This is a genomic window from Streptomyces sp. NPDC048623 (assembly GCF_040650755.1).
In the GTDB taxonomy this organism is placed as follows: domain Bacteria; phylum Actinomycetota; class Actinomycetes; order Streptomycetales; family Streptomycetaceae; genus Streptomyces.
In genome coordinates, this window is record NZ_JBEZHV010000002.1 from 396329 (window position 1) to 411442 (window position 15114).

The 15114-nt window shown below is 72.7% G+C and carries 17 protein-coding genes; 7 read left to right on the forward strand and 10 right to left on the reverse strand.

What is annotated here, in order from left to right; all coding sequences use genetic code 11:
• Window positions 1–161: 161 nt before the first annotated feature.
• Genes AB0C73_RS04830 through AB0C73_RS04840 form a run of 3 tightly spaced genes read left to right on the forward strand, consistent with a single transcriptional unit; the run spans window position 162 to window position 3212 of the window.
• Window positions 162–1430: a CBS domain-containing protein gene (locus tag AB0C73_RS04830; RefSeq protein WP_362524584.1), complete on the forward strand. Its 1269-nt coding sequence runs from the start codon at window positions 162–164 to the stop codon at window positions 1428–1430.
• Window positions 1423–2034: a DUF1003 domain-containing protein gene (locus tag AB0C73_RS04835; RefSeq protein WP_362524586.1), complete on the forward strand. Its 612-nt coding sequence runs from the start codon at window positions 1423–1425 to the stop codon at window positions 2032–2034. The genes AB0C73_RS04830 and AB0C73_RS04835 overlap by 8 nt, the downstream gene beginning before the upstream one ends.
• Window positions 2035–2078: 44 nt before the next feature.
• A complete protein-coding gene (locus AB0C73_RS04840; RefSeq protein ID WP_362524588.1) occupies window positions 2079–3212 on the forward strand; it encodes an Mrp/NBP35 family ATP-binding protein in 1134 nt (377 codons plus the stop codon).
• Window positions 3213–3367: 155 nt separating this feature from the next.
• Here AB0C73_RS04840 and AB0C73_RS04845 read toward each other — a convergent pair whose 3' ends face one another.
• From AB0C73_RS04845 to sigE, 5 genes are all read right to left on the reverse strand, one after another.
• The gene (locus AB0C73_RS04845) at window positions 3368–3976 is read right to left on the reverse strand and encodes a hypothetical protein (protein ID WP_362524590.1); all 609 of its coding nucleotides are present in this window, start codon (window positions 3974–3976) and stop codon (window positions 3368–3370) included.
• 118 nt (window positions 3977–4094) lie between these two features.
• Entirely contained in the window at window positions 4095–4553 is a 459-nt protein-coding gene (locus AB0C73_RS04850; protein ID WP_362524593.1) for a sec-independent translocase, read from the reverse strand.
• Between the two features lie 117 nt (window positions 4554–4670).
• Entirely contained in the window at window positions 4671–6335 is a 1665-nt protein-coding gene (locus AB0C73_RS04855) for a trypsin-like peptidase domain-containing protein (RefSeq protein ID WP_362524595.1), read from the reverse strand.
• Between the two features lie 100 nt (window positions 6336–6435).
• Complete coding sequence (locus AB0C73_RS04860) at window positions 6436–7137, reverse strand: zf-HC2 domain-containing protein (protein ID WP_362524746.1); 702 nt, start codon at window positions 7135–7137, stop codon at window positions 6436–6438.
• Between the two features lie 20 nt (window positions 7138–7157).
• Complete coding sequence (gene sigE / locus AB0C73_RS04865) at window positions 7158–7916, reverse strand: RNA polymerase sigma factor SigE (protein ID WP_362524597.1); 759 nt, start codon at window positions 7914–7916, stop codon at window positions 7158–7160.
• Window positions 7917–8057: 141 nt separating this feature from the next.
• Between sigE and AB0C73_RS04870 the strand changes: the two genes are divergently transcribed.
• Window positions 8058–8738, forward strand: coding sequence for a class I SAM-dependent methyltransferase (locus tag AB0C73_RS04870; RefSeq protein WP_362524749.1), 681 nt, complete (start codon window positions 8058–8060; stop codon window positions 8736–8738).
• Window positions 8739–8854: 116 nt separating this feature from the next.
• Here the strand turns inward: AB0C73_RS04870 and AB0C73_RS04875 are convergent, their stop codons facing one another.
• A complete protein-coding gene (locus AB0C73_RS04875; protein ID WP_126915881.1) occupies window positions 8855–9022 on the reverse strand; it encodes a DUF3117 domain-containing protein in 168 nt (55 codons plus the stop codon).
• Window positions 9023–9301: 279 nt separating this feature from the next.
• Here AB0C73_RS04875 and AB0C73_RS04880 point away from each other — a divergent pair, with 279 nt between their 5' ends.
• A complete protein-coding gene (locus AB0C73_RS04880) occupies window positions 9302–10105 on the forward strand; it encodes an enoyl-CoA hydratase-related protein (RefSeq protein ID WP_362524599.1) in 804 nt (267 codons plus the stop codon).
• Window positions 10106–10133: 28 nt separating this feature from the next.
• Here the strand turns inward: AB0C73_RS04880 and AB0C73_RS04885 are convergent, their stop codons facing one another.
• Both AB0C73_RS04885 and AB0C73_RS04890 read right to left on the reverse strand, forming a co-directional pair.
• On the reverse strand, window positions 10134–10745 hold the full coding sequence (locus AB0C73_RS04885) for a DNA-3-methyladenine glycosylase I (RefSeq protein ID WP_362524601.1): 612 nt from the start codon (window positions 10743–10745) through the stop codon (window positions 10134–10136).
• Window positions 10742–11092, reverse strand: coding sequence for a DivIVA domain-containing protein (locus AB0C73_RS04890; RefSeq protein ID WP_362524603.1), 351 nt, complete (start codon window positions 11090–11092; stop codon window positions 10742–10744). Before AB0C73_RS04890 ends, AB0C73_RS04885 begins: the two co-directional genes overlap by 4 nt.
• 126 nt (window positions 11093–11218) lie before the next feature.
• Here AB0C73_RS04890 and folP point away from each other — a divergent pair, with 126 nt between their 5' ends.
• Complete coding sequence (gene folP / locus AB0C73_RS04895) at window positions 11219–12079, forward strand: dihydropteroate synthase (protein ID WP_362524605.1); 861 nt, start codon at window positions 11219–11221, stop codon at window positions 12077–12079.
• A gap of 44 nt (window positions 12080–12123) precedes the next feature.
• On the opposite strand, the gene AB0C73_RS04900 is transcribed toward folP, so the two are convergent.
• Together AB0C73_RS04900 and dapE are read right to left on the reverse strand one after the other, a co-directional pair.
• Window positions 12124–12873 carry a TIGR00730 family Rossman fold protein gene (locus AB0C73_RS04900; RefSeq protein ID WP_362524608.1) on the reverse strand — a complete coding sequence of 250 codons (750 nt, stop codon included), beginning with the start codon at window positions 12871–12873 and terminating at the stop codon, window positions 12124–12126.
• A gap of 98 nt (window positions 12874–12971) precedes the next feature.
• Window positions 12972–14078, reverse strand: a complete 1107-nt coding sequence (gene dapE / locus AB0C73_RS04905; protein ID WP_362524610.1) for a succinyl-diaminopimelate desuccinylase — start codon at window positions 14076–14078, stop codon at window positions 12972–12974.
• A 29-nt stretch (window positions 14079–14107) separates the two neighbouring features.
• Here dapE and AB0C73_RS04910 point away from each other — a divergent pair, with 29 nt between their 5' ends.
• A complete protein-coding gene (locus tag AB0C73_RS04910; RefSeq protein ID WP_362524612.1) occupies window positions 14108–15046 on the forward strand; it encodes a hypothetical protein in 939 nt (312 codons plus the stop codon).
• Window positions 15047–15114 lie beyond the last annotated feature (68 nt).

Consider the following 15114-nt stretch of genomic DNA (forward strand, 5'->3'; position numbering starts at 1 on the left):
GCAGACCGCAGCGTACCCGGGCCGGGTGGCCGGCCCGGCAGGCAGCCGGACGGGCGCTCTGCCGAAGCGGCACCGTCCGCCACGGGCTAGCCTGAACCCGGCAAGCGGGACGAGTCGTCGCGGACCGCCCCGAATCGTGCGGCACGGAGGAGGCGCGTGGCATGGCGGCAGGCGCCCCCCGGGTCTTCGTCTCCCATCTCACCGGCGTCCCGGTCTTCGACCCCGTCGGCGACCAGGTCGGCCGGGTCAGCGACCTGGTGGCCATGCTGCGGGTGGGCCGCCGGCCGCCGCGGCTGCTCGGCATGGTCGTCGAGGTGCTGTCCCGCCGCCGCGTCTTCGTGCCCATGACCCGGATCACCGGCCTCGCCTCCGGACAGGTCATCACCACCGGCGTCGTCAACATGCGGCGCTTCGAGCAGCGCCCCACCGAACGCCTGGTGCTCGGCGAGCTGCTCGACCGGCGCGTGACCCTGGTGGAGACCGGCGAGGAGGTCACCGTCCTCGACGTGGCGATCCGACAGCTGCCGGCCCGCCGCGAATGGGAGATCGACAAGGTCTTCGTACGCCGCGGCAAGGGCGGGGCGCTGCGCCGGAAGGGAGAGGCGCTGACCGTCGACTGGTCCGCCGTCACCGGCTTCTCCCTGGAGGAGCACGGGCAGGGCGCCGAGAACCTGGTCGCCACCTTCGAGAAGCTGCGCCCCGCCGACCTCGCCAACGCGCTGCACCACCTCTCCCCCAAGCGGCGCGCCGAGGTGGCCGCCGCCCTCGACGACGACCGGCTCGCCGACGTCCTGGAGGAGCTGCCGGAGGACGACCAGATCGAGATCCTGGGCAAGCTGAAGGAGGAGCGGGCCGCCGACGTCCTGGAGGCGATGGACCCGGACGACGCGGCCGACCTGCTCAACGAGCTGCCCGACGACGACAAGGAGCGCCTGCTCACCCTGATGCAGCCGGACGACGCGGCGGACGTGCGCCGGCTCATGGCGTACGAGGAGCGGACCGCGGGCGGTCTGATGACGACCGAGCCGATCGTGCTGCGGCCGGACGCCACGGTCGCCGACGCGCTCGCCCGGGTGCGCCAGCAGGACCTCTCCCCCGCGCTCGCCGCGCAGGTGTACGTGTGCCGGCCGCCGGACGAGACCCCGACCGGCAAGTACCTGGGCGCGGTGCACTTCCAGCGGCTACTGCGGGACCCGCCGTTCACGCTGGTCAGCGCGCTGGTGGACAGCGATCTGCCGCCGCTCGGCCCGGACACCCCGCTGCCCGCCATCACCAGCTACTTCGCCGCGTACAACCTGGTGGCGGCGCCGGTGGTGGACGAGAGCGGTTCGCTGCTCGGCGCGGTCACGGTCGACGACGTGCTCGACCACCTGCTGCCCGACGACTGGCGCGAGACGGAGTTCCACGAGGAGGGGGTGGCGGGTGGCTGAGCGCACGCAGGAGCGGGACCGGGATCGCGACCGGGAGCGAGAGCGCGCGCTGCCCCGGATCCGGCTCGACCAGCCGCGCGTCCGGCGCCCCCGGCTGCTTCCCGAGTACGACCCGGAGGCCTTCGGGCGCCTGTCGGAGCGGATCGCCCGGTTCCTGGGCACGGGCCGCTTCCTGGTCTGGATGACGCTGACGGTCGTCGTCTGGATCGGGTGGAACGTCTTCGTGCCGTCGTCGCTGAGGTTCGACGAGTACCCCTTCATCTTCCTGACCCTCGCCCTGTCGCTCCAGGCCTCGTACGCGGCGCCGCTGATCCTGCTCGCGCAGAACCGGCAGGACGACCGGGACCGGGTGAACCTGGAGCAGGACCGCAAGCAGAACGAGCGCTCGATCGCCGACACCGAGTATCTGACCCGGGAGATCGCGGCGCTGCGGATGGGCCTGGGCGAGGTGGCCACCCGCGACTGGATGCGCTCCGAGCTCCAGGACCTCCTGAAGGACCTGGAGAGCCGGGACGGGGAACGGCGGGACGGGAGGCGCCAGGGAGAGCGCCGGGATCTATTCCCGCCGGAGGGCCACGGCCGGAGTGACGTACCCGACCGTTGACAGGCCTTTCATGTGCCCGTGGTCGGCGCCGTACCATCTCTTCTATGGCTATGGAAGACGCGGTGCGCGAAGCACTGGCGACGGTGAACGACCCCGAGATCAACAAGCCGATCACTGAGCTCGGCATGGTCAAGTCGGTGGAGATCGGTGACGACGGCAAGGTCGCCGTGACGGTCTACCTCACCGTCTCCGGGTGCCCGATGCGCGAGACGATCACCCAGCGCGTGACGGACGCCGTCTCCCGCGTCGAGGGCGTCACCGGCGTCGAGGTCTCCCTGGACGTGATGAGCGACGAGCAGCGCAAGGAGCTGGCGTCGGCGCTGCGCGGCACCACCGCCGAGCGCGAGGTCCCGTTCGCCAAGCCCGGCTCGCTGACCCGGGTCTACGCGGTCGCCTCCGGCAAGGGCGGCGTCGGCAAGTCCTCGGTGACGGTCAACCTGGCGGCCGCGATGGCCGCGGACGGTCTGAAGGTCGGTGTCGTGGACGCCGACATCTACGGCCACAGCGTGCCGCGCATGCTGGGCGTGGACGGGCGTCCGACCCAGGTCGAGAACATGATCATGCCGCCGTCGGCGAACGGCGTGAAGGTCATCTCGATCGGCATGTTCACCCCGGGCAACGCGCCGGTCGTCTGGCGCGGCCCGATGCTGCACCGCGCGCTCCAGCAGTTCCTCGCGGACGTGTACTGGGGCGACCTGGACGTCCTGCTCCTCGACCTGCCGCCGGGCACCGGCGACATCGCGATCTCCGTGGCCCAGCTGGTGCCGAACGCGGAGATCCTGGTCGTCACCACGCCGCAGCAGGCGGCGGCCGAGGTCGCCGAGCGGGCCGGCGCGATCGCGGTGCAGACCCACCAGAAGATCGTCGGCGTGGTCGAGAACATGGCGGGCCTGCCGTGTCCGCACTGCGACGAGATGGTCGACGTGTTCGGCACGGGCGGCGGGCAGGCGGTGGCCGACGGCCTGACGAGGACCACCGGCGCGACGGTCCCGGTCCTCGGCTCGATCCCGATCGACGTGCGCCTGCGCGAGGGCGGCGACGAGGGCAAGCCGGTCGTCCTGGCCGACCCCGACTCCCCGGCCGGCTCGGCCCTGCGCACCATCGCGGGCAAGCTGGGCGGCCGCCAGCGCGGCCTGTCGGGCATGAGCCTGGGCATCACGCCGCGGAACAAGTTCTGACGGACCGGTTGTGGGCATACGTTCCGCAAGGGCCGGGGGTCCCCCCAGGGCGAAGCCCTAGGGGGCGGGTGGGCACAACCGGACATGCGGGCCGCACAGGCCGCGCAGCGTGAAGGGGCACCCCGGACCGGGGTGCCCCTTCGTCGTACCCGCCGTCAGGCGTACGCGCCCAGGTCCTTCACCTGCGCGAACCCCAAGCCGTACGCGCTCATCCCCCGCCCGTACGCCCCGATGTGCACCCCGTCCGCCGAGCCGGCGAGCACCCAGCCGAACTCGGACTCGCGGTAGTGGAAGGGCACCGGGACCCCGTCCACGGGCAGGGAGAGGGCCGACCAGGCGGGCCCGTCGAGGTCGTCGGCGAGCTCGAAGGCGGTCTCGGTCTGCTGGTCCAGCCAGTTGTCGCGCAGGGCGTGGTCGAGCTGCGCGGGCCAGGTGTGGGCGAGCAGGCCGGAGCCGGCGAGCCAGGCCGCCGAGGAGACCGTGGTGGCGTCCAGGACGCCGGTGCCGTCGCCGCTGCGGCGCACGGGGTTGGCGGCGACCGTCACGACGACGGCGAAGCGCTCCTTCTCCGTGCCCGCGCCGCCGGCCTCGGACTTTATCGACGGCTCGTCGCCGTGGCCCATCGAACCGTGCTGCACGGTGCCGTCCGCCGCCGTGCCGATCTGCATCAGCCGGCGCGGTCCGGTGAACGCCTCGTCGAGCCCGTACCAGGCGAAGGGTGCGCGCAGAAAGCCCTCGGCTTCCACCCGACTCGTCGTCTTCATCTCGGCCGCCTCCTCGTTCAGTCAACAGAGGGAGGATAGCCACCGCTGCGGGGTGAGTCGGTCACAGGCCGTCGTCGGCGCCGGTCGTACGGCGCGTCAGGTCTCGCTCCCGGTCGCTTCAGGTCGCGTCGTAGTCGTACGGCGGACGCTCGGCGTTGTCCGGCTTGTCCTGCTTCTTGAGGAGGTCCGGCTTGCCGGTGGTGACCGCGGGAGCGGACGAGGACGCGGACGAGGACGAGGGCTGGGACTCGCGGCCGTGGACCGCGTCGGCGACCTCGTTCATCTCCTTCTTGAGGTCGAAGGTCGAACGGAGCTCGTTGAGCTCCTTGAAGTCCTCGTTCTCCGCGAGCTGCTTGCGGATGAAGTTCTTGGGGTTGAGGTCCTCGAACTCGAAGTCCTTGAACTCCGGGCCGAGCTCGCTGCGGATGTCCGCCTTGGCGCTGTCGGAGAACTCGCGGACCTTGCGGATGAACCGGGAGACGTCCTGGATCACCTTGGGCAGCTTGTCGGGCCCGAAGATGAGCACGGCGAGCACCACGAGCGTCACCAGCTCGAGTGCGCCTATGTCGCTGAACACCCTGTAGCTCCTTCTCGCCGGTCCCGGGCGGCCCGCTCCACGGTACCCGCCGAAACCGTCCGGCGGGTACAGCGTGGTGTCCTCCACATGGCCAGTCGGCAGCCCCTTCGGGCCCCCTCAGGTGCCGGTGGAGGAGCCCAGGGTCAAGGTCTTTGTCTGCTCTTTGCCGTCACGGGTCAGGGTCAGCTTCAGCCGGTCGCCGGGACGGTGGGAGCGGATCTTCACGATGAGCTCCTCGCCGCTGTGCACCCGCTGGCCGTCGACCTTGGTGATGATGTCGCCGGAACGGATGCCGGCCTTCTCGGCGGGGCCGCCGGCGGTGACCGAGGCGGTGCCGCCCTTGCCCTTGTCGCCGACCCGGGCGCCGTCGCCGGTGTAGGCCATGTCGAGGCTGACGCCGATGACCGGGTGGGTGGCCTTGCCGGTGTTGATGAGCTCCTCGGCGACCCGCTTGCCCTGGTTGATGGGGATGGCGAAGCCGAGGCCGATGGAGCCGGACTGGCCGCCGCCGCTCTCGCCGTCGGAGCCGCCGCCGGCGGCGCGGATGGCGCTGTTGATGCCGATGACCCGGCCCTGCGAGTCGACCAGCGGGCCGCCGGAGTTGCCGGGGTTTATCGGCGCGTCGGTCTGGAGGGCGTCGACGTAGCTGATGTCGCTGCCGTCGCCCTTCTCGCCGCCCGCGGTGATGGGCCGCTCCTTGGCGCTGATGATGCCGGAGGTGACCGTGTTGGAGAGGTCGAAGGGCGCGCCGATGGCGACGACCGGGTCGCCGACGCGGACGCTGTCGGAGTTGCCGAGCGCGAGCGGCGTGAGGCCGGAGACCCCGCGGACCTGGATCACGGCGAGGTCGTAGCCGGTGTCGCGGCCGATGAGCTTGGCGCGGGCGGTCTCGCCGTTGCTGAAGGTGACGGAGATCTCGCCGGAGGAGGCCGCGGCGTCCACCACGTGGTTGTTGGTGAGGATGTGGCCGCGGGTGTCGAGCACGAAGCCGGTGCCGGTGCCGGAGGAGCCGCCGCCGCTGACGTGGATGGTGACGACGCTGGGCAGGGCGCTGGCGGCGATCCCGGCGACGCTGCCGGGAGCGCGGCCGGTGTCGCCCGCTTCGGCCTGCGGCAGTTCGACGGTGCTCAGGCCGCCGTTGCGCTCGATGTACGCGCCGACACCGCCGCCGACGACTCCGGTGACCAGCGCGAAGGCGAGGGCGCCGACGAGCGCGAGGCCGCGCCGGGGCTTCCGGGGCGCCTTGCCCTCGGCCGTGAGCGGCTGGGCGCCCCAGGGGTCGTACGCGGGCGCGGGAGCCGGCGCTGCCATGGGTACGGGCGCGGGCATGGGCGTGGGCGGCTGGACCGGCGGCGCGGGCGCCCACGGGCCGGGCTCGCCGTAGGGCGGCGTCCGGTACGGATCGGGTGCGTGCAGCGGCTGCTGCGCGGTCTGCGGCGGTACGGGCGCGGGCGCGGTGTCCTGGAGCGGCTCGGGCGCGGCAGGCGCGGCGGTCTGGGGCGCCGCTGGAGTCGGCTCCGGCGCAAGCCCGGCCGCGGGCACCGGCTCCCTCACGGCCTCGGAAGCGGTGGGCACGGGCGTGGCCTCCTGGACCGGATCCGGCGCGGGCCCGGCCGGTGGCACCGGGGTCTCAGGGGCAGCCCCCTGGGACTCGGCCGTCGGCACCGCCGGTGCCGCGAGGGTGAAGTCGGCGTCGTCCGCCCGCTCGGGCGGTGCGGTGGGGGGTGCCGTCGGTGTGGTGGTCGACGGCCGGCTCCACCAGGTCGGCTTCCCGTTCTTCATGCTCTCCCCGCAACGCATCCCTGTCCGCGCCGCCCGTCTCGCCGGGCGGCGCGCCCCTTGCCCGTGGATTCAACCAGGTTGGATTCAACCAGGTCGCGGGTCAGGGGTGGGAGGGGCTGGGGACAGAGGTCGGCGCCGGGGAGCCGGTGGGCTGCCCCGGGGCGTACGCGAGCCGGAGCGCCGGGCTCATCGGGCGGACGAACGGCGACAGTTCGAGCTTGGCCGGGATGACCGTCGGCGGCGCGGCCTCCGGGGTCGGCTCGCGGCGCGAGCCGGACGCGAAGGTCGCGGGCGCCCGCAGCGGGGTGACGTTGCTGCCGGGGCCCTGGCCGCCGCGCGGGCCGTCCACGGGCAGGGTGCCGCTCAGTGCGATCGCGGCGAAGGAGACCGCGCTGGCCGCCGCGAAGGCGAAGCGCCGTCCCCGCCCGGAGGAGCGGTCGCCGACCTCGTGGATGCGGAAGCCGGTGTCGGGACCGACGGGCCGCGCGGTGGCGAAGCCGTCGGCGCGGACGCCGCCGCTCCGCAGCAGGTCGTCGAAGGGTCCCCCCTGGTCAGACGGTCCCCCCGGCAGCCCCTGGAGCCGCGCGAGCAGCCCTTCGGAGGGCGGTGGGGGCGCCGCGGAGGCGAAGACGCTCTTCAGGGTGCGCTGGGCGTCGGCCTCGGCCTTGCAGCGCGCGCAGGTCGCGAGATGGGCGAGGACCCGCTCGCGGGCGTCATGACCGAGCTCGCCGTCGACGAGCGCGGCGAGCCGGTCCCCGAGATGGTGTTCCGCGAGTCGCTGCTCCTCGGGGGTCGCCGGGATCGGGGTCGGACGGGTGCCGCTCACGCTGTTCCGCCCTCCCAGCCGACGGCGGCGAGGGCCCGCTCCGCGCGCGCCTCGGGCGAGCGGTGCTTGAGCGCCTTGCGCAGGTGGGAGCGGCCGCGGTGGATGCGGCTGCGGACGGTGCCGAGCTTCACGCCGAGGGTCGCGGCGATCTCCTCGTACGACAGGCCCTCGATGTCGCAGAGCACGACGGCGGCGCGGAACTCGGGCGCGAGGGTGTCCAGGGCCTGCTGCACGTCGGCGTCGAAGTGCGTGTCGTTGAACGCCTGCTGCGGGGACGGCTCGCGGCTCGGCAGCCGCTCGGCGGCGTCGTCGGCGAGCGCGTCGAAGCGGATCCGCTGCTTGCGGCGGACCATGTCCAGGAACAGGTTGGTGGTGATCCGGTGCAGCCAGCCCTCGAAGGTGCCCGGCGTGTAGGACGACAGCGAGCGGAAGACCCGGACGAAGACCTCCTGGGTGAGGTCCTCGGCGTCGTGCTGGTTGCCCGTGAGGCGGTAGGCGAGGCGGTAGACCCGGCCGCTGTGGGTGCTGACGATCTCCTCCCAGCTGGGCGGAGTCCACGCCTGCGATTCCGCGTCCGATGCGAAGGTCGCGGTGGTGGGTGCGGATTCGGCGGTGCGGGAACGGTCAGCGGTGTCGGTCACGGATTTCGGCTCACCCGCCGACCCGAGAAGGCGCCGCAGCACTCCTCTCCGGTCCACAGGCGCAGCCGCACCTCCCCTGTCGGCTCTGGTGGTGTCCAGTGGAGCCCCTACCATAGCCACCTCGCCCGTTAGCTCCGGATAAGAATCTTTACGCGAATTTGGGCCGTGCTCGCGCCGCCGTCCCCATCGCTTCCTGCCTCTAGGAACGCGCGGTCCCATCTGCGGGTTCCCGCGTGCAGCGGATACAGTCGACGCCTGAGTCGACCACGACGTCCAAGACACGGACAGGAGAGGGCCATTACCGCCAACCGGCAGACGAGTTTGGCGTTCGCCGACGCCTATGTCGCCGAGGACGAAGCGCTGCTCTGGGCCCGTGACCGGGCCCACGAGGCAGGGCTGCCCTCGGTGTCTCCGGGCACCGGCGCCGCCCTGCGCCTGCTGGCCGCGACGGCGGACGCCAAGGCGGTGGCGGAGATCGGCACGGGCACCGGCGTCTCCGGGATCTATCTCCTGCTCGGGATGCGTCCGGACGGGGTACTGACCACCGTCGACATGGAGCCGGAGCGGCAGGCGCACGCGAAGGCGGCGTTCCGCGCGGCGGGTTTCGCGGGCAACCGGGCGCGGTTCATCCCCGGCCGCGCGCTCGACGTCCTGCCCCGGCTCGCGGACGGCGGATACGACCTGGTCTTCTGCGACGGCGACCGCCTGGAGCTCCTGGACTACCTCGCTGAATCGTTGCGCCTGCTCCGACCGGGCGGTCTGGTCTGCTTCGAGGGTGTCTTCGCGGACGGCCGTACGGTCGACTCGGCGGCCCAGCCGGCCGAGGTGCAGCGGATACGGGAGCTGCTCCGGACGGTCCGGGAGAGCCGCGAGCTGCTCCCCACGCTGCTGCCGGTGGGCGACGGCCTGCTGTGCGCGGTGCGCAGGGGCGCGTAGGCCGGTACGGCGGCCGCGGCGTCTGGTGCCCTCGGCCGTACGGCCCCGGACACACCACTGCCCCGGCGCGGTGGGTACCGTACCGGGGCAGAAGTGGGAAGAACGCTACGGGGGCGTCAGACGACGACCTTCTCCAGGGCCTCGCCGAGCGCCTTCGCCTCGTCCGGGGTCAGCTCGACAACGAGCCGGCCGCCGCCTTCGAGCGGAACGCGCATGACAATGCCCCGCCCCTCCTTGGTCACCTCGAGCGGGCCGTCACCCGTCCGCGGCTTCATGGCCGCCATGCTCGTTCCCCTTCCGCAAACCAGCTCATCGTCAGCATCGAACACGATTGCTTCCCGGTCATTATCCCGCATCACAGGACCCGATGACCAACATCAGGTGGCATCGCTTCCGCAACGCGCTTTCACAAAGCCACCCATTTCACCGATCCACCTGCGATACTTCGCCACCGCCGGAGGGGGATTGTTTGACGCAGCTCACATGCGCGGACCGGACGATGTCCACGTGATCTCCGCCATGCTGAGCACGTCAACGACGCGAAGAGGCGAAGGGATCCCGCGATGGCCGACACGGTGCTGTACGAGGTGAGCGAGGGGCTCGCCACCATCACCCTCAACCGCCCCGAGGCCATGAACGCGCTGAACGTGGCCGCCAAGGTCGCCCTGCGCGACGCGGCCGAGGCGGCCGCCGCCGACCCCGCCGTCCGGGCGGTGCTGCTCACCGCGGCCGGCGACCGCGCGTTCTGCGTGGGCCAGGACCTCAAGGAGCACGTGGGCCTGCTCATGCAGGACGTGGAGTCCGGCACCCGCAACACCATGGACACCGTCCACGACCACTACAACCCGATCGTGCGGGCGCTCACCGGCATGGCGAAGCCGGTCGTCGCGGCCGTGAACGGCGTCGCGGCCGGTGCCGGCTTCGGCTTCGCGCTCGCCGCCGACTACCGGGTGGTCGCCGAGCACGCCTCCTTCAACACCTCGTTCGCGGGCGTGGCGCTCACCGCCGACTCGGGCATGTCGTGGACGCTGCCGCGCCTGATCGGCCCGAGCCGGGCCGCCGACCTGCTGCTCTTCCCGCGCTCGATCAGCGCCCAGGAGGCGTACGAGCTCGGCATCGTCAACAGGCTGGTGCCGGGCGAGTCGCTCGCCGAGGAGGCCGCCAAGGTCGCCCGCAAGCTCGCCGAGGGCCCGACGGTCGCCTACGCGGCCCTGAAGGAGTCCCTGGCGTACGGCGCCGACCACTCCCTCGCCGAGGCCCTGGAGAAGGAGGACGAGCTGCAGACGAAGGCGGGCAGCTCGGAGGACCACCGGATCGCGGTGCAGTCCTTCATCGCGAAGGAGAAGCCGAAGTACCTGGGCCGCTAGGCACCGGTACCGGTCGCGTCCGGCGCCCTCAGCGCCCGGCGCCGCGCGCGATGCAGCCCTCGACGTGGTCGTCGACCAGGCCGCAGGCCTGCATCAGCGCGTACGCCGTCGTCGGGCCGATGAAACGGAGGCCGCGCTTCTTCAGGTCCTTCGACAGGGCCGTGGACTCGTCGGTGACCGCCGGGACGTCGGCGGTCGTGGCCGGGGCCGGGCGGGTCTTCGGGTCCGGCGCGTACGACCAGATCAGCGTGTCGAGCTCGCCGGGGGTCCAGTCGACGAGCACCTTGGCGTTGGCGATGGTGGCGTCGATCTTGGACCGGTTGCGGATGATGCCCTCGTCGGCCAGGAGCCGCTCCCGGTCGGCGTCGGTGAACTCGGCCACCTCGGCGATCCGGAAGCCCGAGAACGCCGTGCGGAAGCCCTCGCGGCGCCGCAGGATCGTGATCCACGACAGGCCGGACTGGAAGGCCTCCAGACACAGGCGCTCGAACAGCGCGTCGTCGCCGTGGACCGGGCGGCCCCACTCCTCGTCGTGATACGCCACGTAGTCCTCGGTCGACAGCCCCCAGGGGCAGCGCAGCCGGCCGTCGGGCCCCGGGACGAGCCCCGGGACCGGCGCCGTACCGCCGTCGTCGCTCATGCGGTCCCGTCCTCCTGCCCGTACCCGTCGTCCTCGCCGCGCCCGCCGTGCCCGCCGTGCCCGGCCAGGGCGGCCTCGAGCTCGGCGATCCGGGCGTCCCGCTCGGCGAGCTCGGCGCCGAGCCGGCCGAGGACGTCGTCCACGTCCGCCATCCGGTAGCCGCGCGGGGCGACCGGGAGGCGCAGCGCCTCGACGTCGGCCTGGTCGACCGGGCGGGTGGCGGGCAGCGGATCGACCAGCTGCTGGGGCGCCACCTCGGGCAGCACCTCGCTGTCGCCGCCGCCGACCACCGCCAGGGTGACCGCCGCGACGACCACGACCATCGTGATCAGCAGAAACCAGAACACCTGCGCGCCTTTCCCCGAGCGTGTTTCCCCGCGTGGAAAACGTCCGGTGCCGATCGTGCCATGCGCCACCGACGGTTAGGGTCGCAGACGATGCAGGCGAGCTGCCGCGAGGGAGGACAAAAAGGGATGCTCCGCTTGGGACGGCGTGAATTCGGGCCGCACGAGCCGGTGATCATGGCGATCGTGAACCGGACCCCGGACTCCTTCTACGACCAGGGGGCCACCTTCCGGGACGAGCCGGCCCTCGCCCGGGTCGAGCGGGCCGTGGCCGAGGGCGCGGCGATCATCGACATCGGCGGGGTCAAGGCGGGCCCCGGCGAGGAGGTCACGGCCGAGGAGGAGGCGCGCCGCACGGTGGGCTTCGTTGCCGAGGTACGGCGCCGCCACCCGGACGTGGTGATCAGCGTGGACACCTGGCGCGCGGACGTCGGCGAGGCGGTCTGCGAGGCCGGCGCCGACCTTCTGAACGACGCGTGGGGCGGGGTCGACCCGCGGCTCGCGGAGGTCGCCGCGAAGTACGGCGCGGGGCTCGTGTGCACCCACGCGGGCGGCGCGGAGCCGCGGACCCGGCCGCACCGGGTGCAGTACGAGGACGTGATGGCCGACATCCTGCGGGTGACGGTCGGCCTCGCGGAACGGGCCGTCGCGCTCGGCGTACGGCGGGACGGGATCATGATCGACCCGGGCCACGACTTCGGGAAGAACACCCGGCACAGCCTGGAGGCGACGCGGCGGCTCGGCGAGATGGCGGAGACGGGGTGGCCGGTGCTGGTCTCCCTGTCCAACAAGGACTTCGTGGGCGAGACGCTGGACCGGCCGGTGAAGGAGCGGGTGCTGGGGACGCTGGCGACGACGGCGGTGTCGGCGTGGCTGGGGGCGCGGGTGTACCGGGTGCACGAGGTGGCCGAGACGAAGCAGGTCCTTGACATGGTGGCGACCATCGCGGGGCACCGGGCGCCCGCCGTGGCGCGGCGGGGGCTCGCGTAACGGACGACGAACGGGGGCGCCTGCGGCGCCCCCGTCGGGTGGCTCTACCGGCCGACCTCCTTGGAGACCAGCGCCACCGCCTCCTCCACGTCGTCCGTCACGTGGAAGAGCAGCAGGTCGTGCTCCGAGGCCTTGCCGCCCGCGACGACCGAGTCGCGGAGCCAGTCGACCAGGCCGCCCCAGTACTTCGTGCCGAAGAGGACGATCGGGAAGCGGGTGACCTTGCGGGTCTGGACGAGGGTCAGGGCCTCGAAGAGCTCGTCGAGGGTGCCGAGGCCGCCGGGCAGGACGACGAAGCCCTGCGCGTACTTCACGAACATCGTCTTGCGGACGAAGAAGTAGCGGAAGTTCACGCCGATGTCGACGTGCGGGTTGAGGCCCTGTTCGAAGGGCAGCTCGATGCCGAGACCCACCGAGATGCCCTTGGCCTCGCGGGCGCCCCGGTTGGCCGCCTCCATGGCGCCGGGGCCGCCGCCCGTGATCACCGCGAAGCCGGCCTGGACGAGGGCGCGGCCCAGGCGGACGCCCGCCGCGTACTCCGGCGAGTCCGGCTTGGTGCGGGCCGAGCCGAAGACGCTGATCGCGCTGGGCAGTTCGGCGAGGGCGCCGAAGCCCTCCACGAACTCGGACTGGATGCGCATGACCCGCCAGGGGTCGGTGTGCACCCACTCCGAGTCGCCCTCGGTGTCGAGCAGTCGCTGATCCGTGGTGCCGGCCTGCACCTGGTCACGGCGCCTGATCACCGGTCCCAGCCGCTGCTCCTCGAGCGCCTTCGGCTCGTCGGGTACGCCCATGGCCTGCTCCTCTCACCGTTCCACCGATCGACCGGGGTTGATCTTCCGGTCCGGTCAGGGTAGGTCCACCGAGGTGACGAAAGGCGAAATTGCGGGAATCATTCCGTCAGCCAGTCGCGAAGACGTGCCTCGCAGTGATGGATCCGCTCGACGTGCACGTGCTCGTCGCGCTTGTGCGCGTAGAGCGGGTCGCCCGGCCCGTAGTTGACGGCGGGGACGCCGAGCGCGCTGAAGCGGGCGACGTCGGTCCAGCCGAACTTGGGCATGGCGCTGCCGCCGACCGCCTTCATGAAGGCCGCGGCGGCCGGGTGGGAGAGACCGGGCAGGGCGCCGGGGCTCTCGTCGTCGACCTCGATGCCGGTGACGCCGCAGTCGGCGAAGACCTCGTGGACGTGGGCCAGGGCCTGGGCGAGGGAGAGGTCGGGGGCGAAGCGGTAGTTGACGGTGACGACACACTCGTCGGGGATGACGTTGGTGGCGACGCCGCCCTGGATGCCGACCGCGTTGAGGCCCTCGTGGTACTCCAGGCCGTCGATGACCGGCTTGCGCGGCTCGTACGCGGCGAGCCTGGCCAGGATCGGGGCGGCGGCGTGGATGGCGTTGGAGCCCATCCAGGAGCGCGCGGAGTGGGCCCGCTCGCCGGCCGTGCGCAGCTTGACCCGCAGGGTGCCCTGGCAGCCGCCCTCGACCTGCCCGTACGAGGGCTCCAGGAGTACGGCGAAGTCGCCCGCGAGCCAGTCGGGGTGGGCTTCGGCGATCTTGCCGAGGCCGTTGAGGTGCGCGGCGACCTCCTCGTTGTCGTAGAACACGAAGGTGAGGTCGCGGTTGGGCGCGGGGACGGTGGCGGCGATGCGCAGCTGGACGGCGACGCCGGACTTCATGTCGGAGGTGCCGCAGCCCCAGAGGACGCCGTCCTCGTCGAGGCGCGAGGGCACGTTGTCGGCGATCGGCACGGTGTCGATGTGGCCGGCGAGGACGACGCGCTCGGCGTGGCCGAGGTTCGTGCGGGCGACGACGTTGTTGCCGTGCCGGTCGACCGTGAGGTGGGGCAGGGCCCGCAGGGCCCGCTCGATCGCGTCGGCGAGCGGCTTCTCGGTTCCGCTGACGGAGGGGATGTCGACCAGGGCGGCGGTCAGCGCGGCGCCGTCGAGCGAGAGGTCCAGCGAGGGCGCCGGGGCGGGTTCCGAAAGAGCGGTGTCAGCCATGTGTCGACCCTAACTCGGCCTCCAGTACGGTGGGGCGCGTGTCCGAGCCCACCCGTCACCCCCGTCCCGCCCGCCGCGGCCGCGCCGCCCGGTTCGCGGCGGGGTTCGCCGTGCTCCTCGGCCTGGTCGCGTACGTGACGGTGCACTACGTCACCGGCAGCAAGGGTGCGCCGCGGTGCACCATCGGGAGCGGGACGAACCGGTACGAATTCACTCCGGAGCAGGCGTCCAACGCCGCGACGATCGCGGCGGTGGGCACGAACCGTGGCCTCCCGGAACGCGCGGTGACGATCGCGCTGGCGACCGCGCTCCAGGAGTCGGGTCTGCGGAACATCCAGCACGGCGACCGGGACTCGCTCGGGCTGTTCCAGCAGCGCCCGTCGATGGGGTGGGGGACGCCGGAGCAGATCCTGGACCCGGTGTACGCCTCGGGGAAGTTCTACGAGGGTCTGGAGAAGGTTCCGGGCTATTCGCGGCTGCCGCTGACGGTGGCGGCGCAGAAGGTGCAGCGCAGCGGTTACCCGCAGGCGTACGCGAAGCACGAGCCGGACGCGACGCTGCTCTCGGCGTCGCTGACCGGTCGCGCCCCGGCGGCGCTCGCCTGCACGGCCGACGTGGCGGAGGGCCGCCCCGGCGACCCCGCGCGGGTGCGCGCGGAGCTGATCCGCGTCTTCGGCGAGGACACGGCCCCCGCGGTGATCACCGCGGGCCCCGCCGCAGCGGGCGCGAACGCGGCCGCCCTGCCGCCGGTGGAGCTCTCCGTCCCGGTCCGCTCCACCACCGCCCCGCGCGAGCGCCGCGGCTGGGAGCTGGCCCAGTGGGCGGTGGCCCGCGCGGACGACCTGCGCATCACGGAGGTCTCGTACGGCGACCGCGCCTGGATCGCGGACGACGCCTCGGGCGATTGGACCCCGGCGGGCTCGAAGTCCACGGACGGCTCGACGCTCCGCATCCGCCTGGCCCGCTGACCCGGCGAAGGAGGCGGGGCCCGCAGGAGTTGGACCCGGGGTCCGGCACGGCCTGCCGAGCGGGCGCG